22 protein-coding genes and 2 pseudogenes are annotated in these 21,223 nt (G+C 58.4%); 12 read left to right on the top strand and 12 right to left on the bottom strand.

Annotated elements, in window-relative coordinates:
* The first annotated feature begins 90 nt into the window (after window positions 1-90).
* A complete protein-coding gene (locus K5D32_RS22990; protein ID WP_221601921.1) occupies window positions 91-1,353 on the top strand; it encodes an MFS transporter in 1,263 nt (420 codons plus the stop codon).
* 6 nt (window positions 1,354-1,359) lie between these two features.
* Here K5D32_RS22990 and mrdA read toward each other — a convergent pair whose 3' ends face one another.
* Window positions 1,360-3,249, bottom strand: coding sequence for a penicillin-binding protein 2 (gene mrdA / locus K5D32_RS22985; protein ID WP_221601919.1), 1,890 nt, complete (start codon window positions 3,247-3,249; stop codon window positions 1,360-1,362).
* Window positions 3,250-3,384: 135 nt separating this feature from the next.
* Entirely contained in the window at window positions 3,385-3,804 is a 420-nt protein-coding gene (locus K5D32_RS22980) for a helix-turn-helix domain-containing protein (protein WP_221593740.1), read from the bottom strand.
* Between the two features lie 90 nt (window positions 3,805-3,894).
* On the opposite strand from K5D32_RS22980, the gene K5D32_RS22975 reads away from it, so the two are divergent.
* From K5D32_RS22975 to K5D32_RS22965, 3 genes are all read left to right on the top strand, one after another.
* Window positions 3,895-4,752, top strand: a complete 858-nt coding sequence (locus tag K5D32_RS22975; protein ID WP_221601918.1) for an SDR family oxidoreductase — start codon at window positions 3,895-3,897, stop codon at window positions 4,750-4,752.
* A gap of 99 nt (window positions 4,753-4,851) precedes the next feature.
* Window positions 4,852-5,151 carry an RcnB family protein gene (locus K5D32_RS22970; protein WP_221601917.1) on the top strand — a complete coding sequence of 100 codons (300 nt, stop codon included), beginning with the start codon at window positions 4,852-4,854 and terminating at the stop codon, window positions 5,149-5,151.
* Window positions 5,152-5,222: 71 nt separating this feature from the next.
* Entirely contained in the window at window positions 5,223-5,519 is a 297-nt protein-coding gene (locus tag K5D32_RS22965; protein ID WP_221577410.1) for an RcnB family protein, read from the top strand.
* Window positions 5,520-5,567: 48 nt separating this feature from the next.
* On the opposite strand, the pseudogene K5D32_RS26055 reads toward K5D32_RS22965, so the two are convergent.
* Window positions 5,568-5,639: pseudogene (locus K5D32_RS26055) on the bottom strand (Lrp/AsnC family transcriptional regulator); the annotation flags it as partial.
* Between the two features lie 5 nt (window positions 5,640-5,644).
* Between K5D32_RS26055 and K5D32_RS26150 the strand changes: the two are divergent.
* Window positions 5,645-5,806 (top strand): annotated as a pseudogene (locus tag K5D32_RS26150) (LysE family translocator); the annotation flags it as partial.
* Here the strand turns inward: K5D32_RS26150 and K5D32_RS22960 are convergent.
* Complete coding sequence (locus tag K5D32_RS22960; RefSeq protein WP_221577409.1) at window positions 5,737-5,889, bottom strand: hypothetical protein; 153 nt, start codon at window positions 5,887-5,889, stop codon at window positions 5,737-5,739. The pseudogene K5D32_RS26150 and the gene K5D32_RS22960 sit on opposite strands and share 70 nt — an antisense overlap.
* Window positions 5,890-5,934: 45 nt before the next feature.
* Here K5D32_RS22960 and K5D32_RS22955 point away from each other — a divergent pair, with 45 nt between their 5' ends.
* From K5D32_RS22955 to K5D32_RS22945, 3 genes are all read left to right on the top strand, one after another.
* On the top strand, window positions 5,935-6,405 hold the full coding sequence (locus K5D32_RS22955; protein ID WP_221577408.1) for a DUF3828 domain-containing protein: 471 nt from the start codon (window positions 5,935-5,937) through the stop codon (window positions 6,403-6,405).
* Window positions 6,406-6,474: 69 nt separating this feature from the next.
* Window positions 6,475-6,669, top strand: a complete 195-nt coding sequence (locus K5D32_RS22950) for a hypothetical protein (RefSeq protein ID WP_025259955.1) — start codon at window positions 6,475-6,477, stop codon at window positions 6,667-6,669.
* Between the two features lie 115 nt (window positions 6,670-6,784).
* Window positions 6,785-7,009 carry a hypothetical protein gene (locus tag K5D32_RS22945; protein WP_221577407.1) on the top strand — a complete coding sequence of 75 codons (225 nt, stop codon included), beginning with the start codon at window positions 6,785-6,787 and terminating at the stop codon, window positions 7,007-7,009.
* Here K5D32_RS22945 and K5D32_RS22940 read toward each other — a convergent pair.
* From K5D32_RS22940 to norR, 3 genes are all read right to left on the bottom strand, one after another.
* Window positions 6,975-8,453 (bottom strand): MFS transporter, encoded by a 1,479-nt coding sequence (locus K5D32_RS22940; RefSeq protein WP_221601916.1) that lies wholly within the window; start codon window positions 8,451-8,453, stop codon window positions 6,975-6,977. The two genes, K5D32_RS22945 and K5D32_RS22940, sit on opposite strands and share 35 nt — an antisense overlap.
* Window positions 8,454-8,551: 98 nt before the next feature.
* Window positions 8,552-8,776 (bottom strand): DUF6555 family protein, encoded by a 225-nt coding sequence (locus K5D32_RS22935; RefSeq protein WP_038399834.1) that lies wholly within the window; start codon window positions 8,774-8,776, stop codon window positions 8,552-8,554.
* A gap of 125 nt (window positions 8,777-8,901) precedes the next feature.
* Window positions 8,902-10,452 (bottom strand): nitric oxide reductase transcriptional regulator NorR, encoded by a 1,551-nt coding sequence (gene norR, locus K5D32_RS22930; RefSeq protein WP_221601915.1) that lies wholly within the window; start codon window positions 10,450-10,452, stop codon window positions 8,902-8,904.
* A 417-nt stretch (window positions 10,453-10,869) separates the two neighbouring features.
* Here norR and K5D32_RS22925 point away from each other — a divergent pair, with 417 nt between their 5' ends.
* The 3 genes from K5D32_RS22925 to K5D32_RS22915 all read left to right on the top strand — a co-directional run bounded on the left by K5D32_RS22925 (window position 10,870) and on the right by K5D32_RS22915 (window position 14,313).
* A complete protein-coding gene (locus K5D32_RS22925; protein ID WP_221601914.1) occupies window positions 10,870-11,610 on the top strand; it encodes an SDR family oxidoreductase in 741 nt (246 codons plus the stop codon).
* A gap of 38 nt (window positions 11,611-11,648) precedes the next feature.
* Window positions 11,649-13,091 (top strand): glycosyltransferase family 39 protein, encoded by a 1,443-nt coding sequence (locus tag K5D32_RS22920; RefSeq protein ID WP_221601913.1) that lies wholly within the window; start codon window positions 11,649-11,651, stop codon window positions 13,089-13,091.
* Window positions 13,092-13,275: 184 nt separating this feature from the next.
* Complete coding sequence (locus K5D32_RS22915; protein ID WP_221601912.1) at window positions 13,276-14,313, top strand: LLM class flavin-dependent oxidoreductase; 1,038 nt, start codon at window positions 13,276-13,278, stop codon at window positions 14,311-14,313.
* 61 nt (window positions 14,314-14,374) lie between these two features.
* Here the strand turns inward: K5D32_RS22915 and K5D32_RS22910 are convergent, their stop codons facing one another.
* The 5 genes from K5D32_RS22910 to glnT all read right to left on the bottom strand — a co-directional run bounded on the left by K5D32_RS22910 (window position 14,375) and on the right by glnT (window position 20,257).
* Window positions 14,375-15,700 carry an ammonium transporter gene (locus K5D32_RS22910; RefSeq protein WP_221601910.1) on the bottom strand — a complete coding sequence of 442 codons (1,326 nt, stop codon included), beginning with the start codon at window positions 15,698-15,700 and terminating at the stop codon, window positions 14,375-14,377.
* Window positions 15,701-15,848: 148 nt separating this feature from the next.
* Window positions 15,849-17,171: an FMN-binding glutamate synthase family protein gene (locus tag K5D32_RS22905; RefSeq protein ID WP_201005251.1), complete on the bottom strand. Its 1,323-nt coding sequence runs from the start codon at window positions 17,169-17,171 to the stop codon at window positions 15,849-15,851.
* 15 nt (window positions 17,172-17,186) lie between these two features.
* On the bottom strand, window positions 17,187-17,870 hold the full coding sequence (locus K5D32_RS22900; RefSeq protein WP_221577399.1) for a protein glxC: 684 nt from the start codon (window positions 17,868-17,870) through the stop codon (window positions 17,187-17,189).
* Between the two features lie 11 nt (window positions 17,871-17,881).
* Window positions 17,882-18,787, bottom strand: a complete 906-nt coding sequence (locus K5D32_RS22895; RefSeq protein WP_221601908.1) for a glutamine amidotransferase family protein — start codon at window positions 18,785-18,787, stop codon at window positions 17,882-17,884.
* A gap of 135 nt (window positions 18,788-18,922) precedes the next feature.
* Window positions 18,923-20,257, bottom strand: coding sequence for a type III glutamate--ammonia ligase (gene glnT / locus K5D32_RS22890; RefSeq protein ID WP_221593731.1), 1,335 nt, complete (start codon window positions 20,255-20,257; stop codon window positions 18,923-18,925).
* Window positions 20,258-20,544: 287 nt separating this feature from the next.
* Between glnT and K5D32_RS22885 the strand changes: the two genes are divergently transcribed.
* Window positions 20,545-21,150 carry a cupin domain-containing protein gene (locus tag K5D32_RS22885; protein ID WP_221577397.1) on the top strand — a complete coding sequence of 202 codons (606 nt, stop codon included), beginning with the start codon at window positions 20,545-20,547 and terminating at the stop codon, window positions 21,148-21,150.
* Window positions 21,151-21,223 lie beyond the last annotated feature (73 nt).

The raw sequence follows: 21,223 nt of genomic DNA, 5'->3' as shown, positions 1-21,223 counted from the left end.
TACAGCGTTTTTATTGACCTGCTGCAAGGTCCTGCTCGCCAAAGCGGACTATGGTTGGGAATCTCCTTTTGCTGTAAGCGAGCCCACACCATGCCACCCGCCTCCTCCGCAACCTTGTCCATACGCTCAGAGCGGTTGCATATGGGCTTTGTGATTGCCTGGCTGTTCTGCGCCCTCTTCTACTTCATTCAGTATTCACTACGCTCTGCGCCTGGCGTGATGATGCCGGAGTTGACCCAGGCATTCGGCAAGGATGTGGTGGCAATCGGCGCCCTGATCGGACTCTATTACTACACCTACTCGGTATTCTCGATCATCGCGGGCGCTGCGCTGGATCGCCTGGGTGCCAAGTATGTGATTCCTCTGGGCATCCTGATGGTTGCCCTCGGTGCCGCCCTGTTCGGCCTCGGCGAATTGCAGGCCGCGCAGATCGGGCGCCTGCTGCAAGGTGCAGGTTCGGCCTGTTCCTTTATCGGAGCGGTCTATCTGGCCACCCACGGTTTTCCGTCGCGCTATCTGGCAACCGCCGTGGGGTTTACCCAATGCTTCGGCATGCTGGGCGGTTTTGCCGGGCAGTTCGGGGTCGGGCCGCTGATTCACGGCACGATCCTCTGGGAGCAGTTCTGGTTCATTTCCGCAGCCTGTCTGGCGGTGGTTGCGATTCTGGTACTGATTGCGACGCCCAAAGGCCATGATCCAAGGCCGCTCAACAGCAGCGGCTCGGCAGGTTCGATACTCACGCCATACAAGCAGGTGCTGAGCAATCCGCAGTCTTACCTGTGCGGCTTCAGCGCGGGCCTGCTGTTTCTACCGACCACCATCGGCGACATGATCTGGGGTGTTCCGTTCCTGCGCGAAGGCTTGTCCATCGGTTACGCCGAGGCGGTGAATCGCAGCAGCATGGTGCCGCTGGGCTGGGTGATCGGCTGTCCGTTGCTGGGCTATATTTCGGACCGGATGGGCCGGCGCAAGCCGGTCATGCTGGCGGGCGCCTTGCTGATGCTGGTGTCCTGTGCCGCGATTCTGTATCTGCCCGCAGGCATCGCCCCGCCTTACCTGTTCGGCCTGCTGCTGGGCATTGGTTCGGGAGCCGCGATGATTCCCTACACCATCATCAAGGAGGTCAACCCGGACAATGTGAAAGGCAGCGCAACCGGTGCCATCAACTTTCTGGTGTTTACCTTCAGCGCCCTGCTGACACCGGTATTCGGCCATCTGCTGACTCGAATCGCCGCAGGTGGCGACCTGTCCCTTTCGGTCTTCCAGCAGGCAGGCAGCTACCTGCTGGCGGGTATCGTGATCGCCATGGTGCTGGCCGTTTTCCTGCGAGAAACCGGCCCGCAAGGCAAATGAACATCTTCACGCATGGGGAGGACCTTCAGCCTTGCCCGGCGCTGCATATTGCGGCTTGAGCTTGCCGGCATCGTCCAGCAACCAGGCATCGAGGACTTCCCTGACCACAGGCCCCGCCACCCGGCCACCCGCCTCGCCGTTCTCGATCATGACGGAAACCACGATTTTCGGATGCTCGGCCGGGGCGAAGCCGACGAACAAGGCGTTGTCCCGGTTGCGCTCCAGAGTCTTGAGGCGGTTGTATCGCTCACCCTGCTTGATCGCAACCACCTGCGCGGTGCCGCTCTTGCCAGCGATGTGATACTGCACGCCCTTGGCCGCGTCACGGGCAATGCCACGCGGATCGTGCATGACCATTTGCATGCCCAGATTGACCTGATTCCATTCGTTCGGGTCATGCAGCACGATATTGGGCATCGGATGTTCATCCACCGGCGCTACATTCCCCACCTCGACAGCCAGGTGCGGACGATGCCAGACGCCCTTGCTGGCAATCAGTGAAGTCGCCTGAGCCAGTTGCAGCGGCGTGACCTGCATGTAGCCCTGGCCAATGCCCAGAATCACCGTTTCGCCCGGGAACCAGGCCTGACGGCGCGTCGCCCGCTTCCATTCCCGCGAAGGCATAAGGCCTGCAGATTCCTCGAACATGTCCAGCGAGACTTTCTGGCCCAGGCCGAACATGGCCATGTAGTCATGCAGGCGGTCGATGCCCAGCTTGTGGGCCAGGGTGTAGAAATAGGTGTCGTTGGAACGCATGATCGCGGTGTCCATGTCCACCCAGCCATCGCCGCTATGGTTCCAGTTGCGGTATTTGTGATCGAAATCCGGCAACTGGAAATAACCGGGGTCGAACACCTTTGTAGAAGCATTGACCACACCGGTATCAAGCCCGGCAATGGCCACCTCCGGCTTGACCGTCGAGCCCGGCGCATAAAGGCCGCGCAGCACCCGGTTGAACAGCGGCCGGTCGATGGAGTCCCGCAACGCGGCATACTGTTTGAAGCTGATACCCGTCACAAACAGGTTGGGGTCGAAGCTGGGCTTGCTGACCATCGCCAGCACTTCGCCGGTCGCCGGGTCCAGCGCCACTACCGAGCCGCGACGATCACCCAGAGCCTTCTCGGCCGCTTCCTGCAAATGTACATCCAGGCTCAAGGTGATGTTCTTGCCGGGAGTCGGATCGGTATGTTTGAGCACCCGCAGCACACGGCCCTGAGCGTTGGTCTCGACTTCCTCATAACCCACATGCCCATGCAGCTCGGGCTCGTAGAAACGCTCGATGCCGGTCTTGCCGATGGACTGGGTGCCACGGTAATCGGTGTCTAGCTGTTTGGATTCTTTCTCGTTGATGCGCCCGACATAGCCGATCGAATGAGCAAAGTGCGCACCCAGGGGATAGTGGCGAATGAACTGCGGCGCCACATCGACACCCGGCAAGCGGAACTGATTGACCGCCAGCAAGGCGATCTGCTCTTCAGTCAATTCGTAGAGCAAGGTGGCGGGTTCAAACGGGTGGCGTACCTGTTTCAGCTCTTTCTCGAAAAGGATGCGGTCCTCGTCGGGGAGCGACAGGATGCTCATCAACTCGTCGATGACCTTGTGCCAGTCGTTGGCACGCTCGCGGGTCAGGGTCAGATTGAAGCTGGGACGGTTGTCGGCCAGCACCACGCCATTGCGGTCATAGATCAAGCCGCGCTCGGGCGGTATCGGCAGCACATGCACCCGATTGTTTTCGGAGATGGTGGAGTGATAGTCAAACTCGATGACTTGCAGAAAGTACATGCGAGCGATCAGGCAGCCGCTCAACGCAATGACCAGCAACGCACAGGCCAGTACACGCAAATTGACCAGGCGACTCTCTGTTTCATGATCCTTCAGAGGAATAGGATTAGGCATTTCTACAGCTTCTCGGTAATGACAAACGACGCGGGCGACATATGTAAGTAAATATTTCGGCGCGCACGATACCAAGAAGTTGAGGGTTGCAGGGGATTGTCTGCCGAGAGGAAGCGCGACACCCCGCTAAAGAGGCTACTCCAGCAATGGCTCTGCAACGGCTTCACGGGCCTGCATGATGCGTGGCATGTTGCCTTCTATCCAGCGGGCCATGGTTTCGACCTGCAAGGCTATCTCTTCGCCCATCGGGGTAAGGCGATATTCCACATGAGGCGGCACGACCGGCAAGGACTTGCGATTCACAAACCCGTCGTATTCCAGATTTTGCAGGGTTTGCGCCAGCATCTTTTCGCTGACTCCACCGATCTTGCGGCGAATCTCGCTGAAGCGATGGGTGCCGTCACGCAGCACCACCAGCACCAGAACACCCCAACGGCTACACACATGGCTAAGCACACTGCGCGATGGGCACTCGGCGGCCATCAGCTCACCCTGACGCCCGCAGATAGCGTTCGATGACTCGGAAGACCGAGGGTCACTTATAAGGTGGCTCATATACTTACCTTTTAGTTAGTACTTACGAAAGGTTAGCTTAAAGTCTATGCTGGCCTTTCACTTCAATTCAATGAGTTAAAGGGTCCACTCATGATCGTCGTCACAGGTGCCACCGGCCAGCTTGGCCGCCTCGTCATTGAACAACTGCTCAAGCGCGTTCCGGCTTCGCAGATCGTCGCAGCTGTACGCAGCCCGGAAAAAGCTGCCGACCTCGCGGCGCTGGGCGTGCAGATTCGCCATGCGGACTATTCGCAGCCTTCTACGCTCGACGGTGCCCTGGCCGGGGCGCACAAGGTGCTGCTGATCTCGTCCAGCGAAGTAGGCCAGCGCCTGCCACAGCACCAGGCCGTGATCGACGCCGCCAAACGCGATGATGTCAAATTGCTAGCCTACACCAGCCTTCTCCATGCCGATACTTCCGTATTGGGCCTGGCACAAGAGCACACCGAAACCGAAAGCGCCTTGCGCGACAGCGGTGTGCCCACCGTTATTCTGCGCAACGGCTGGTACCACGAAAACTACACCGCGGGCATTCCGGCTGCTCTGGGCCTGGGCTCGGTTTATGGCTGCGCGGGCGATGGCCGTATCAGTTCGGCAAGCCGCCAGGACTATGCAGAAGCCGCTGCAGTGGTCCTGACTTCAAACGAGAATCAGGCAGGCCGTGTCTACGAGCTGGCTGGCGATGAGTCCTACACCCTGACCGACTTTGCCGCGCAATTGTCGCAACAAAGCGGAAAAACCCTGCCTTACGTGAACCTCACACAGGCGGATTATCAGGGCGCGCTGGAAAACGCCGGTTTGCCCCAGCCAATTGCTCACCTGCTGGCCGATTCCGACAGCGGCGCATCCAAAGGCGCACTCTACGATGACAGCCACCAACTCAGCGCACTCATAGGCCGCGCCACCACGCCGGTGTCGGTCAGCATTGCTGCTGCATTGGCTGGATAATCGAGAGCACCATATCCAATCGAATGATTTGCAGTGACCGGGGTCCCAGTCTATGTAACCGGCATAAAGCCATGAATCAATAGACTGGGAGTCTCTGACATGAACAGCAAATCGTTGATCGCCTGCCTGGCCCTGCTGGGCTGCTTCTCTTTCACCAGCCTGCCTGTACAGGCGGAGCAGAAAGTCGAAGAGTCCGCAGACAACATGCACGAGCTGGAACTGGGCTCACGGGCACCGCAGCAATTCCAGCGCCCTGACGCCGCCATCAGCGACTGGAAAAGCAAAGGCCTCGCCGAACCCGCCAAAGAAAGCCAGTGGGTGCGGATCAATGACAAATATGTCCGCGTGCAGATCACCAATGGGCAAATCGTCGATATCGTTCCTGTCTCGAAGAAGTAACCCGCCGAATGATTTGCAATGTAGAAGCTCCCGGTGCATAAAACCATCATTCAACGCACCGGGAACCTGACATGAATAGCAAATCATTGACCGCCTGTATGGCACTGCTGGGCTGCTTCGCCATCACTGCCCTGCCCGCCCAGGCGGCACAACGGGTAGAAGCCACCAGCAGTGCCTTCCAGGAGCTGGATGTCGGTTCACTGGTGCCACAAAGATTCCAGAGTTCCAAGGCCGCCATGGACGACTGGAAAGACAAAGGCCTGAAGTCACCAGGCACCAATAGCCAGTGGGTGCGCATTCAGGACAAATACGCACGTGTGCAGATCAGCACAGGCAAAATCGTGGAGATTGTCGAGGCACCGAAATGAAACGGTCAGAGCACACGCCCTCAGGCTTGAGGGCCTTTGACCGGGAAGGATACTGACCCGTATGAACACCATGACACCGAGCCCGATCTTGCGTCGGTCCAGCACCGCCTTGTAACTCATGCCGGGTTCCGCTTACCGTCCTGGTGCTGCTGGCTGTTGGAGCGCTTTTTATTCTCGCAGCCGTCCGAATCCGCCATTTACTCTCAGGCCAGTCCGCTCAGCGAAAGCTGTTTCGTGGTGCAGCGGCAATCATGCTGATGGCCGCCGCATCGATGATGGTCCGTTGACTCTCGTGAAATGATCGGGCCGGATCAATCTGGCGCCAAAACCATTGCTTTTTCCCGCGCTTGGCCTCCAAATACTGTTTCATCAATGTTACATCTTCATCGACTACCCATTTGCCGAGTTTCGCTCCATGTCCAGATCTCTTGCCATCGTTCTTGCCTGTGTATTTTCAACCGCCGTTCAGGCCGCCTGCCCCGCTGGCACTCCGGTCGATACGGCACGCTGGATCTACACCAATCACCATGATTTCTATGTCAGTGGCAAAGGTGGACCGGAGTATCTGTCCAAGAACTTGCTGGGCCTGCTGAAGAAGGACTGGAGTTGCCAGCAGCCAGGTGAGCAGTGCGCGATCAGCGCTGATCCGTGGACCGGAACCCAGGATAACGAGGTCATCCAGGCGACCGAGTGGAAGCTGGTGTCCAGTTCCGACAAGCAGGCCGTGGTCGAGATGGTTTATCCGCTGGGCGCGAGCACCCAGAGCACTCGCCTGCTGCTGACCAGGAACCCTGGCGGCCAATGCTGGGTGCTGGACAACCTTCAAGGACCGGACGATGTATCTCTGGTGCAGACCCTGCAGGATTTCCCCTACGAGGGAGACTGAGCAAAGCTGAGACTTGAAATAACGGCCCGCTATGGGTATCAAAGACATTTGCCCCAAAGAGCGAGAACCATGAACACCTTTGAGCAATCGATTATTGAAGCCGCGCAGGACGCCACGCCCAATAACACCGATGCCGAGCGCGCCGCAGCCAAGGCGGACGCCATTGAAGCCGTAGCGCAGATCATGTCTACCACCAGCGGCCTTGAACGCACCCGTGCGCTGGCTGAACTGCTGGATTCGTATTCGGAATCCGACGAGCTGTGAGCGTTTGACAAAATAAACTAAAGCATAATGCCATTATTGCCGATATACAGACCATACACGCCAAAGGACGGGACTCAACCAAACCATTGACACGCAACTGCCGGAGTAGAAGCTGGTGCAAATCGAACCACTGAAAGACATTCAGGAGTATTTGCAACGGACAGCGAACGATCTGGAGCAGGTGTCAATGAATCTGGCAGGCCACGTCATGTACCTGCAACATACCTTCCGACCGACCGAAATGCTTGAAGTCAGCGCCAAGATCGAAGGTTTGCAGGCTTCGGTTCAGGATCTGCGCGGCGTTGTCAGGCTGATCGATCAGACGCCTCCTGCTCTCTGACCTGTGACAGGGGCCGGGCAACCTCCTCCAGCGACTTGCGCTCGGCTGCCACGCCCCAGATGGCCTGCACCAGAGCAGCGATCATCATCAGCCCGGCCCCGATCAGATAGCCGATGAGCACATTGTCGCGATCCTGGGTTTCTATCAGTTGGCCGAACAGCGTCGGGCCGATGATGCCTCCCAGGCCAGTGCCAAAGGCATAGAACACGGCAATAGCCAAGGCACGAATCTCCAGCGGGAAAGTTTCCGACACTGTCAGGTAAGCAGAACTGGCAGCGGCCGAGGCAAAAAAGAAGATCACCATCCAGGCAATGGCCTGCTGCCTGACATCAAGCAGTCCTTGAGCAAACAGATAACCACTGATGGTCAGCAGCACACCGGCAATCGCGTAAGTGAAGCTGATCATAATCCGCCGCCCGATGACATCGAACAGTCTCCCCAACAGCAGCGGCCCGCAGAAATTACCCAGCGCCAAAGGCAGCACATACCAGCCGACCTGTGCTGACGGGACACCATAGAACTCGGTGAGCACCAGGGCGTAGGTAAAGAAAATCGCGTTGTAGAAAAAGGCTTGGGCCGTCAACAGGGTCAGCCCGACCAGTGAGCGCTGACGGAAAGTCCCCAGCAGGGTTCGGGCTATTTCCCCCAGCGGAGTGTGATCGCGTGCCTGCAAACGCAACGGTCGACCTTGTGGCTCGGGCAGTACATGCCCCTGACGACGCATATCGGCTTCGATCTGCTCCACGATACGCCTGGCTTCTTCGGGTCGATCATGGATCAGCAGCCAGCGCGGGCTTTCCGGCAGCCAGAGACGCATCAGCAGGATAAACAGGCCGAGGATGGCGCCAATGCCGAAACACAGCCGCCAACCCAATTCGCTTCCCAGCCACTGCGGGTCCAGCAGCAGGATCGAACCACCGGCGCCAAGGGCTGCGCCCAGCCAGAACGTCCCGTTGATACTCAGGTCCACCCAGCCGCGGTAGCGGGCGGGCGTGAACTCCTGAATGGTCGAATTGATTGCGGTGTATTCACCGCCAATGCCCATGCCGGTCAAAAAGCGAAACAGCAGGAAGCTCCACAAGTTGAATGAAAACGCTGTGGCGGCTGTGGCCCCCACATACAGCAGCAAGGTGATGAAAAACAGCTTGCGACGCCCGAGGCGGTCGGTCAGCCAACCGAAGAACAGCGCACCCAGCACCGCACCGGCGATGTACACCGCACCGGCCAGGCCGATATCACTGTTGGAGAGCTTGAGAACCGGGCTGTCTTTCAGAGCGCCCGCCACAGAGCCGGCCAGGGTCACCTCCAGGCCGTCAAGCAGCCAGGTGATCCCCAGGGCTATTACCAGCAAGGTATGAAACCGGCCCCACGGCAACCGATCCAGCCGCGCAGGCAGATCCGTCTCGAAGACACGCCCCTGCCGAGATTGCACAATGGTGGTCATGGCCGGCTTCACTCAAGGAAAATTCATGCATCAGGATAAGCGCATCAGGCAGGATCAAAACCCGCCCGATGCAGCAATAACGACAACTAAGCGGGCTATCAGGTTTTTACCCACTCAACATTGGTGATGCCAAAATGTTCAGCATGTGGCTTCGTTACACGGGGTACTTTCTCCAGTCGGTATTTGGGAATACGAGCCAGACCGGCGTCTACACTTGCGTGGTGCCATGCCTCGGCGTTGTCCATATTATCGGCACGAATATAAAAACTTTTGAACGTTCCGTTTAATAAGTAATCAATCCGGTAGTGCTTGGGCAGTGCCATTATTAGGCTATACCTCTTGTGTTGTGACTATGGACTAGAGATGACACAACACCGAGCCAGAAAATTCATTCTTTTTTAATAACAGGCGACCAGTGAACCCCTATTGTCTGACACCAGGACAATATTCAGCGAACTCCCAAACGTCTGGCAAGACGACTCAAGTTTGCCCGATCCACCGATAATTCCCGCGCCACCTCGACCCATTTGCCTTGATGCCGCTCAAGCGCATCGACAATCAATGCTCGCTGATAAGCGTCCACAGCCTCCTTGAGCCCCTGCCCTGCGGCGATCGCAAGGCCCGCGTCCGACACACTGGCCACTAGTGTCGCTGGCAGTTGATCGTCGAGCCCAAGGGCATGGGCTTCTATGGTCAGGATTCGCGGCCTGTCCCCATGGCCGGACAAGGCCTTGAGAACCGCACGGCTGATCAAGTGCTCCAGTTCACGCACATTGCCGGGCCATGCATGGGCAAGCAGCAGCTTCTGGGCCTCGGCATTGAGTCGCAGGCTGCGCAGCCCCATGCGCATGCGGTTCTCTTCCAGGAAATAGCCGGCCAGCAGCAACACATCACGCCCCCGCTCGCGCAGAGGCGGCACGTGCAGAGGATAGACGCTCAGCCGATGGTAGAGATCAGCGCGGAAACGCCCTGACCGGACTTCCTCGGCCAGATCGCGGTTGGTAGCGGCGATGATGCGCACATCCACACGATGCTCCTGATCAGAGCCGACCCGCTGCAACTGGCCGCTTTGCAGCACACGCAGCAACTTTGACTGTACCGTCAGCGGCAACTCGCCCACTTCATCCAGAAACAGCGTGCCGCCGTCAGCCAGCTCGAACTTGCCGCTACGACCATTGACCGCACCAGAGAACGCGCCCTTGACGTGTCCGAACAGTTCGCTTTCTACCAAGGTTTCAGGCAGGGCCGCGCAGTTGAGACTGATCAAGGGCTTGTGCGCCCTTGAGGAATTCATGTGGATCGACTCGGCGACCAGCTCCTTGCCGACCCCGGTTTCGCCGGTGACCAGCACGGTCAGCGGGCTGTTGCCGACCAGCTGTATTTCCTGCTGCATGCGTTTGTGCGCAGCACTCTGGCCGATCAGTTCACGCGGTGCCCGACCGCCTGCTGCCCGCTTGTAGACTTCGGCCAGTTGCCGCTGCTCTTCATAGTTGCGACCCAACTGGCTGATCCGGTCACTGGCCATGACGGTTGCAGCAGCCAGGCTGGCAAATGCCTGCAGATTCTCAAGGTCCACACTGCCGAAACTGGAAGGGTCCAGAGAGTCCAGAGTGATAAGCCCCCAGGGCTTTTCCTGAAAATACAGCGCACATCCCAGACAGTCATGCACCTCCAGTTGGCCATGCCCTTCCACCAGACCGTCGTAAGGGTCAGGCAGGTCGCAATCCATGGAGAAACGCACCGGTCCCTGGCTTTCCAGCAGGACCCTGAGCCGGGGATGCTCCTGCACCCGGAACCGGCGCCCCAGGGTATCAGGGCTCAAACCATCGACAGCCAGCGGGATCAGTACATCGTCCTCAAGCCTGAGCAGGGCCACGGCATCGCAAGGCAGCCATTGGCGCAAGGCATGCAACAGGCGTCGATAGCGCTCCTCTTGCGGCAGCTCGCGGGTGAGGTCGGCCACCAGAGGAACCAGCGCCGATAGCAAGAAATTGGGCATTACGACTCCTGAATCATGGCCGGAAACGGGTCATTATGACTCCACACAATGTTAATGCGACATTTATATTCCCTGACAGAACATCTCTTTTTCTTTACAACTAACCCTTGGTGATGGGAACAAATGTTCAATAGCTGAAACAGTTCAGCCGTTATACCAAGCCCTTTCGCTCCCGGATTTTCTGACGCCAGCCCGATGACGAAATGGCTATACCCCCTTTAACTTTATTGAAGTGGCATTCGTTCACTTTCGTTCCATAGTGTTCACAAAGATTAACAAAGAGCTCTCCATGTCCCTCATTCAAGGGCGAACCCTTGCTCGTTAATCCTTTAGTTATGGATCTTGAAGAGCGCTTTATTAAATCAGGCGTTGCTTTGCCATGTCCGCTGATCTCCCGCCTCGAAAACGAGTGGCTCTATGAAACGAATCCTTATTATCGGCGCTACATCCGCCATCGCCATTGCCTGCGCCCGGCTATGGGCCGTACAGGGCTGTGATTTCTTTCTGGTAGGACGCAATGCCAGCAAGCTGCACGCCACCGCAGCCGACCTCAAGACCAGGGGCGCGAAGAACATCACGCTGCATGAAATGGACGCCACGCATTTTGCCGAACACCCGAAAATGCTCGTCGACTGCCTCTCGGCAATAGGCCAGATCGATGTCGCCCTGATTGCCCATGGCACCCTGCCCGATCAGCAAGCCTGCGAGCAGAATGTGGGGCTGATGCTCCAGGAGTTCATCACCAATGCCGCTACGGTGATTGCCCTGCTGACCTTGCTGGCCAGGCAATTCGAATTGCAGCGCAGCGGCAGTCTGGCGGTGATTTCGTCCGTGGCGGGTGACCGGGGTCGGCCTTCCAATTATCTGTACGGCTCAGCCAAGGCGGCCGTCTCGACATTCAGCGAAGGTCTGCAGGCCCGCCTGTTCAAGGTGGGCGTACATGTAATGATCATCAAACCAGGCTTTGTCGATACGCCCATGACTCGGGGCATGTCGATGCCGGCGGCACTGGTCGCGCAACCCGGACAGGTCGCTGAACGCATCGTCAGCGGTATCGAGCGCAAGACGACGATCCTCTATGCACCGGGCTTCTGGGTCTTGCTCATGTGGGTGATCCGTTCGATTCCCCAGCCACTGTTCAAACGGCTCGATCTGTAACTCAAGCGCCATCCCCCACTTGCCCGCGAGAACCCTCCATGAGCCCGGACAAAAACAAGCGCGCCTCGTCATTGCTCCCTCTCATTCCCCTGCTGCTGGTGTGTGCCGCGATTGCCGCAAGCTTTATCGCCTCCAGCGGCCCTATCCAGTGGCGAGACAACGGCCTGTTGCTGGTCGATGCCAGTCAGGGTCAGTACTTCAGCCAGTCACTTGGCCCGGTAGAACATCCCCTCTATCGGTTCGTCACGACTCTGTTCTTCCAGTTATTCGGCCCTCAGACCTTGAGCCTGCTCAACTCGATGCTTCTGCTGCCGCTGGCCTGGATCATCTATCAGTTAGCCGCGAGCGCAGGCGCCACCTCACGCCAGGCCATGCTCGCCGCCGCAGTCAGCGTGCTGTCCCATGCCGTGTTCTGGGTATCGACCAAGGCAGATGTGTATGTACTGCATACCTTGCCGGTGCTGCTGGCCTATTGGGTGCAGTTCAGTGCAGGACCGCGCCTGGGTGATTCCAGGAAGCTGCTTGTCATCGGCCTGCTGACCGGGCTTGGCGCTGCGACTCACCAACTGACCTTTGTGGTGCTGCTGCCGCTCTACATTCAGTTGCTGTACCGGCACAAGCTGCGCACTCTGATGACCCTGCCAGGCTTCATTGCGGGTATCGCTGTCGCCTTGCCAGCCATCATCCATGACCTGCAGGCCCCGATGAGCATGCTGGAAACAGGCCGCCGCTACTTCACCGGTTCGTCCGCCATTGTCGGTGACGTCAACCGGGAAGGCAGTCTGCTGCGCTTCGATATCATGTGGTACGAGAAAAAATCCGTAGGCTTGCTGCTGCTTTCATTGCTGGGGCCGCAACTGTTGGGGCTGCTGGTCTTTCCCCGTGGCAAAAGGCTGCGCCTGCTGTGGGGCGCGGCGTTGCTGAATCTGGTGTTCGCGGCCTCGTACAACGTGACCGATCGCTTTGTTTTCTTTCTGCCGGGCGTGGTGCTGTTCAGCATCCTGGGCGTGATTCAGCTTCAGGCGTTACTGGCCCGCTGTCGCATGAGAACTGCCCTGCTGAATCTGTCTGCACTGACTTCGCCCATCGTGATCCTGTTCGTCTACTTTCTCTACAGCAGTGGCCTGATCCGCTTGCCGACGCATATCGAGGCGCTGCCGTTTCGCGATGACATTCATTACTTCATGGCGCCTTACCTGCCGGATCGATCTGCCGAGCGCTTCGTAAGGGTCTATGAAGCCTCAGTGCCCGAAGGCGCATTGCTGATTGCCGACCCAGAACCCATGGGCGCCATGCGTTCGGCCCAGTCATTCGGTCTGCTGCGCGGGCGCAAACTGGCGATATGCAGTGAAGCCGCGCAGATCCATTCCTACCTCGACGCCCGCGGTGCGTACCTGACCCGCCTGAGCTACTGCGCCATGGTTGCCGAGCAATACCGGCTGGAAAGCTGGACGCCAGGCTATGCGCTGCACATGAAGTGAGTTTCCTTGCGCAGAAGCCGACCCTCACCAAAAAATACTTGCACAGAAAGTATTACGGTATACCATCAGACAAAACAGGCTAACCCACACGTCTGAGCTGCATCACCACACAGCATTGCGGTATACCAAAAAAAATATCGGCTCCGCCCTTGCGGAGTGCCACGATTGAACCGAGGTGAGTGTCATGAAATTTTCGTTGTTCGTGCACATGGAACGCTGGGATGAGCAAGTCAGTCATCGTCAGCTGTTCGAGGACCTGACCGAACTGACGCTGTTGGCCGAACAAGGCGGATTCAGCACCGTCTGGATCGGCGAACACCATGCGATGGAATACACCATTTCTCCAAGTCCGATGCCGCTGCTGGCCTATCTTGCTGCCAGAACCAGCACCATCCACCTGGGCGCAGGCACCATCATTGCTCCGTTCTGGCACCCGCTGCGGGTGGCGGGCGAATGCGCACTGCTGGATGTCATCAGCAATGGCCGTATGGAAGTAGGTCTGGCCCGTGGTGCCTATCAGGTCGAGTTCGACCGCATGGCCGGCGGCATGCCTGCATCGGAAGGCGGCAAGGCCCTGCGCGAGATGGTTCCGGTGGTCAAGGCCCTGTGGCAAGGCGACTACGCCCACGACGGCGATATCTGGAAATTCCCCACCTCCACCAGCGTGCCGAAACCGATCAAGACGCCACCGATGTGGATCGCCGCCCGCGACCCGGACTCCCATAACTTCGCGGTGCAGAATGGCTGCAACGTCATGGTCACGCCGTTGATGAAAGGCGACGAAGAAGTCCTGGACCTGAAGAACAAGTTCCAGGCCGCGCTGGACAACAACCCAAGCGTCCCTCGCCCGCAACTGATGGTGCTGCGCCACACCCACGTTCACACCGCAGACGAGCCTGAGGGCTGGAAAGTCGGCGCGACCGCGATCTCGAAGTTCTACCGCACCTTCGATGCCTGGTTCGGCAACAAGCAGACACCGGTCAATGGCTTCCTGGCACCCAGCCCGGAAGAAAAGTTCAAGGAGCGTCCGGAGTTCGAGCTGGAAAGCATCCGCAAGAACACCATGATCGGCACCCCGGAAGAAATCATCCCGCGTATCCGTTACTACCAGGAACTGGGTGTCGATGAATTCAGCTTCTGGTGCGACAACAGCCTGTCACACGCCGAGAAGAAGAAATCGCTGGAACTGTTTATCAAGCATGTAGTGCCAGCGTTTCGTTGAGGCGTTTGTGGGAGCGGATTCATCCGCGAAAATCGCGAATGAATTCGCTCCCACCCCAGTGTTAATGGTTATAGGCACGCTCATTGTGCTCGGCCAGATCCAGCCCCATCTCTTCCACCGACTCATGAGCACGCAAGCCGATCAGGGCGTTGACGAGCTTGAGAATCCCCCAACTGACCACGAAGCAATAAACCGTGGTGAACAGCACACCCTTGATCTGCGCGATGACCTGAGCGCCCATGCTCACATCCGGCACCAGACCGCCCATCGACGGTACACAGAACACACCGGTCAGCACCGCACCGATCATGCCGCCTACACCGTGCAGGCCGAAAACGTCCAGGCTGTCGTCATAGCCAAGACGCTTCTTCAGGACCGTCACGCTCAGGTAGCAGAACACACCGCACAGCAAACCGATTGCCAGGGCACCGCCGACGCCGACATAGGCGCAAGCCGGGGTAATCCCCACCAGACCGGCCAATGCGCCGCTGGCCAGACCCAGTGCGCTGGGCTTGCCGACCTTGAACCATTCGGTAAACATCCAGCCCAGAATACCGGCGCAGGCACCCACCTGAGTGTTGAGCATGACAATGCCCGACGTACCGCTCAAGCCGCCGCCCGAACCGATGTTGAAGCCGAACCAGCCGACCCAGAGCATCGCTGCACCGGCCATGGTCAGGCTCAGGTTATGCGCGGGCATTGGCGTGTTCTGATAGCCCTTGCGCTTGCCCAGCACCAGACAGGCCGCCAGTGCCGCAACCCCGGCATTGATATGCACGGCGGTGCCGCCCGCAAAGTCCAGCACGCCCCAGTTATGCATCAAGGCCCCCGCTCCGCCCCAGACCATGTGAGCCACCGGCGCGTAGACCAGAGTGAACCAGATCGCCATGAACAGCAGCGCTGCCGAGAACTTCATGCGCTCGGCAAAAGCGCCTGCTATGAGTGCCGGAGTAATAATGGCGAAAGTCATCTGAAAGGTCACAAACACCCCTTCCGGAATCTCGCCCACCAGACTGTCCGGCGTCATGCCCGCCAGAAAGACACGACTCAGGCCGCCGACAAAGCTGTTGAAGGTCACTTCACCTTCAACCATGTTGCTGGTATCGACCACCATGCTGTAGCCGTAGATGATCCACAACACACCAACCACGCCAGCGATACCGAAACACTGGGTAAACAGCGAAAGCATGTTCTTGGCCCGCACCAACCCGCCATAAAACAGCGCAAGACCGGGCAGACACATGAACAACACCAGCACCGCGGCGGTGATCATCCAGGCGGTGCTGCCGGTATTGAGAACAGGGGTTTCGGCCGCCATGGCCAAAGGAGAGAAAGCGCCGACGGCCAGTAACGCCAGAAGGGATTTGCCGATAGGACGATTAACCATTATCAAAGCTCCTGCATGGGAATGGAAAGTGTCTGGCAGAAAGCAGAGAGGTTTGAAACTGCGGGCCTTTGCGGCCTCTTTATAGATAAAACTCCGTAGGAGCGAATTCATTCGCGAACCTTTTCGCGAATGAATTCGCTCCTTGTAGTCAGTACTGCTGACCCGGAATCCAGCTGGTTCCGGCCAATGGCACGCGCGCCATGGCTGCAGATTCCACCGTCAGCGCCACCAGATCCTCGGGATCGAGGTTGTGCAGGTGCGACTTGCCGCAGGCGCGGGCCATGGTCTGGGCTTCCAGCACCAGGACACGCAAGTAGTTTGCCAGGCGACGCCCACCTTCGACCGGGTCCAGACGTTTGGACAGTTCCGGGTCCTGGGTGGTAATGCCTGCCGGGTCGCGGCCGTTTTGCCAGTCATCGTAGAAACCGGCAGCCGAGCCGATTTTCTTCAATTCCTCGTCCAGACGCGGATGGTTGTCGCCCAGCGCAATTAGTGCCGCAGTGCCGATGGCCACCGCATCGGCACCGAGGGCCATGGCCTTGGCCACGTCGGCACCGTTACGAATGCCACCGGACACGATCAGTTGCACCTTGCGATGCATGCCCATTTCCTGCAAAGCCTGAACGGCCTGGGGAATGGCCGGCAGAATCGGAATGCCCACGTGTTCGATGAAGACTTCCTGAGTCGCCGCCGTACCGCCTTGCATGCCGTCGAGCACAATCACATCGGCACCGGCCTTGACCGCCAGCTTGACGTCGTAATACGGGCGGCTCGCGCCGATCTTCACGTAGATCGGTTTTTCCCAGTCGGTGATCTCGCGGATCTCGGCAATCTTGATCGCCAAGTCGTCAGGCCCGGTCCAATCGGGATGACGGCAGGCCGAACGCTGATCGACACCCACCGGCAAGGTGCGCATGCCCGCCACACGTTCGGTGACTTTCATGCCCAGCAACATGCCGCCGCCACCCGGTTTGGCGCCCTGCCCCAACACGATTTCAATGGCATCGGCCTTGCGCAGATCATCGGGGTTCATGCCATAGCGCGACGGCAGGTATTGATAGACCAGATGTTGGGACTGACCGCGCTCTTCCGGGGTCATGCCGCCGTCACCGGTGGTGGTGCTGGTGCCAGCGATGGTCGCGCCGCGCCCCAGTGCTTCCTTGGCATTGGCCGACAAGGCACCAAAGCTCATGCCCGCGATGGTCACCGGAATCTTCAGGTGAATCGGCTTCTTGGCAAAGCGATTGCCAAGGATGACATCGGTGCCGCACTTCTCGCGATAGCCTTCCAGCGGGTAGCGGGAAACACTGGCGCCGAGCAGCAGCAGATCATCGAAATGCGGGAGCTTGCGCTTGGTGCCGCCGCCGCGAATGTCGTAGATGCCGGTTTCCGCGGCACGCTGGATTTCCTGAATGGTCAGGCGGTCGAAGGTCGCGGACTCGCGCAGGACTGGAGTTGGTTTGTCACTCATGATGATGCTCCTGGATCAGTACGCGGAGGCGTTATCGACTTTGAAGTTGTAGAGCTGACGGGCCGAGCCGTAGCGCTTGAAATCGGCGGCCTTTTCATTGAAGCCAGCGCGATTGAGCAGCTCTTGCAGCTCTTCGAGATGCTCCGGGCGCATCTCTTTCTCGATGCAGTCGGAACCCAGTGACTCCACGCTGCCTTTGACGAAAATCTTCGTTTCGTACAGCGAGTCACCCAGTGCATCGCCTGCATCGCCACAGACCACCAGCCGACCGGCCTGGCCCATGAAGCAGCTCATGTGGCCAATGCTGCCACCGACCACAATGTCGATGCCTTTCATGGAAATGCCGCAACGGGCACCGGCATCGCCTTCGATGACCAGCAAACCGCCATGAGCAGTCGCGCCCGCAGCTTGTGAGGCGCTGCCTTTGACCCGTACATAACCGGACATCATGTTTTCGGCGCACCCGACGCCGACGTTGCCATGCACGGTGATCGAGGCCTTCTGGTTCATGCCCGCGCAGTAATAACCGGCGTGCCCCTGAATATCCACGGACACCGCTTCGTTGACGCCGACCGCCAGGTTGTGAGCGCCGTTGGGATGGGTCACAACCCACTCGCGTTCCTCGAGTTGCCTGACTTGATCGTGCAGCGCCTGATTGAGGTCACGCACAGTAGCGTTGGACAGATCGATGGTTTTCATGTGCGTGCTCCTTAAGCCGACTCGCGTTCCCAGATGTACATGGTGGCGGGAACAGGTTCCCAGACTTTGGCCTTCTCGATCCCCGGCAGGCTGGACAGCGCCTGATATTCCGAAGCCATGGCCACATAGTCATCGGTCTCGGCGAGGATGGCGGGCTTGCAGGCAATCGGATCGCGAATCACCGCAAAGCCGTTGCGGGTGCCGATGGCGAAGGTGAAGAAGCCGTCCAGTGCTTCGAGCGAACTGTCCAGCGCGGTCTTCAGCGAGTCGCCCTGTTGCAGGCGCCAGGCCAGGTAACCGGCAGCGACTTCGGTGTCGTTCTCGGTGTCGAAGTGAATGCCTTCGCGGCGCAGTTCCTGACGCAGGCGAAAGTGATTGGAGAGCGAGCCGTTGTGTACCAGGCACAGATCCGCACCGGTGGAAAACGGGTGGCTGCCTTCCATGGTCACGGCGCTTTCAGTGGCCATGCGCGTATGGCCGATGATGTGGCTGCCTTTCATGCTGCCCAGGCCAAAACGCTCGGAAATTTCTTTCGGCAAGCCCATGCCCTTGAGGATCTCGATGCTCTTGCCCGCACTCATGATGCGCACGGTCGGTGCCAGTTCGCCCAATGCAGCACGCACAACGGCTTCTTCAGCCTGGATCTTCAGCACCACGGCGCTCGCATTCTGGAACCAGTCCAGCGACGCACCGAGCTTGCCTTCCAGCGCCGCGATCAGCGCCTTGAAATCGTATCCTTCGGTGGTGGCCTGCAAGGTCAGCTTGACCCAGCCATCGGTCACTTCATCACCATAAATCGCAAAACCGGCACTGTCAGGACCACGATCGGTCATCGCCTCAAGCATCGGCTCGAACAGCTTTCCGAGCTGGGATTCCAGCGCCGGGTTTTTCAGGTATAAACCAACAATTCCGCACATAGGGGCAGTCTCACTTTGTTCGGCAGTAGCAAGCGGCAAGCTATAAGCGGCAAGCTGACTGCGTTGATGACAAATTCTGCATTCACTCCAAACTGCTTTTACTTGCAGCTTGCAGCTGAAAACTTGCAGCTGAATTCAAAAGAATTCCGTATACCGCTTCACTTCCCAATCGCTGACGTGGCGGCTGTATTCCACCCATTCCATGCGTTTGAGCTTGATGAATTCGCCGACGATTTCGTTGCCCAGCACTTCGGCGAACAGCGGGTCGGCTTCCAGTGCGTCGCAGGCTTCCTTGAGGGATTGCGGCAGGGTCTTGATGCCCCGTGCGGCGATTTCTTCCAGGCTCAGTTTGTAGAGGTTTTCATTGCAGACCTGGTCGACTTCCAGCTTGCGGTCAATGCCGTCCAGGCCTGCTGCGATGATTGCGGCGCTGACCAGATACGGGTTGCAACCGGCGTCCGGCAGGCGGAATTCGAGGCGGCCGTAAGGCACCCGCACCATGGCCGAGCGGTTGTTGGCACCGAAGGCGATAAAGGCTGGTGCCCAGGTCGCACCGGACAGCGAATTACCCACCACCAGGCGCTTGTAGGAGTTGACCGTCGGTGCCGCGAAGGCACAAAGGGCCGGGCCGTGGGCCAGCAGCCCGGCGGCGAAGTGGTAAGCCATTTTCGACAGGCCCATGCCGCTCGGGTCGCTGGCGTCATGGAACATGTTCTTGTTGGTGGCGCTGCTGATCGACAGATGAAAGTGCATGCCGTTACCGGCGCGCTTGGGATCAGGCTTTGGCATGAACGAGCAGATCATGCCCATGTCATTGGCGATCTCGCCGGCTGCCATGCGGAAGAAGGTGAAACGGTCCGCCGACTCCATCGCATCGCTGTAGGTGTAATTGATCTCGAACTGGCCGTTGGCGTCTTCATGGTCGATCTGATAGATGTCGAAACCCACTGGCTGCAAGGCTTCGGTCAAGCGCTCAAGGAATTCCCGGGAACGTGACAGGCCTTTGTAGTCGTAACAGGGCTTGTCGAGGCTGTCGCTGTTATCCACCAGTTGCAGACTGCCCGCCGCATCGCGCTTGAACAGACTGAACTCAGGTTCCAGACCGGTATTGAGGGTCCAGCCCCGCAGGCTGAGACGCTCGACCTGCTGTTGCAACACGTAACGACTGTCATAAGGCCAGGGCTTGCCTTCGACGTGACCGATGCACACCACCCGGCCATAACCCGGCTGCCACGGCACCGGCGTCAGCGAAGAGAGATCGCCCTTGGCCATGAAATCCGGGCCATGAGGCTCCATGCCCATGCCACAGATGGCGAAACCGGCAAAACCGGCGCCATCTTCGATCACCATCTCCAGGCCCGAGACAGGAACCGATTTGGTCTTGGAGGAGCCATGGATATCCACGAACTGAGCCAGCACGTACTTGATGCCGTGCTCCTCGATCAGACGCTGTGTTTCTGTTGGCAACATGAGACTTGTCTCCTGGCGAAAGCAAAACGTTGAGGTGGGGACGTTGTTTCACTTCCTGCCGGAATGGTTATTCCAAGCAGGAAATTTACTTTCCCAACAGGAATGCAAAGCCCTTGCCAGCTTGGTATACCAAAAGTCGAATTCAGCCAAAGGCGGAATTTCCGCTGTATATATGGGAAACTCGTTTTCCTTGAGGGAATAAACCGACGCACACCACTGCGCGGACAGGGATCTCGCACATTCATGGTGCGAAATAAAAATTATTGAGCGGAAACCGTGCAAAGCCGATGAATATGCCGAACGAACCCCAACCCAAGCTGAAGCTTGAGCAATACCTGGGTATCCAGATCAAGCGCCAGCGTCAGGCCCAGGAATTGAAACTGGCCGATGTGGCACGTATCGCCGGTATCAGCCAGGGCATGCTGAGCAAAATCGAGAATGCTCAGGTTTCCACCAGCCTGGATAACCTCAGCCGTCTTTGCGACGTGCTGGGCATGCCCATGTCCAAGCTGTTCAGCCAGTACGATCAGCAAGGCAGCAGCGCGTTATTGGTCAAGGCCGACGAAGGGCTGGAAGTGGTGAGACGCGGCACCGAGAAAGGCCACACCTATCACCTGCTCAACCACACCCGCGGGCCGAAGAAGAGTTTCGAGGCCTACATGGTGACCATGGACGACGCCAGCGAAGAGTTCCCGACCTTCTCCCACCCCGGCACCGAGTTTCTGCACTTGCTGGAAGGTGAACTGATCTACCGCCATGGCAATCAGGTGTATCGAATGGAGGCCGGGGACAGCCTGACCTTCGACGGCGAAATTCCTCACGGGCCGGAGCGACTGGTGCAAGTGCCGATTCGCCTGCTGTCGATCATGAATTATGGGGCGCAGGGCGAGTGATCTAGCCCCTGATGCCTTTTCGCGAATGAATTCGCTCCCACACCGACCTCGGTAGGAGCGAATTTATTCGCGA

It is taken from the genome of Pseudomonas cichorii (assembly GCF_019719005.1).
Lineage (GTDB): Bacteria > Pseudomonadota > Gammaproteobacteria > Pseudomonadales > Pseudomonadaceae > Aquipseudomonas > Aquipseudomonas cichorii_E.
Note: the sequence above shows the minus strand (reverse complement) of the source record. Positions and strands in the feature narration are given on the sequence as shown.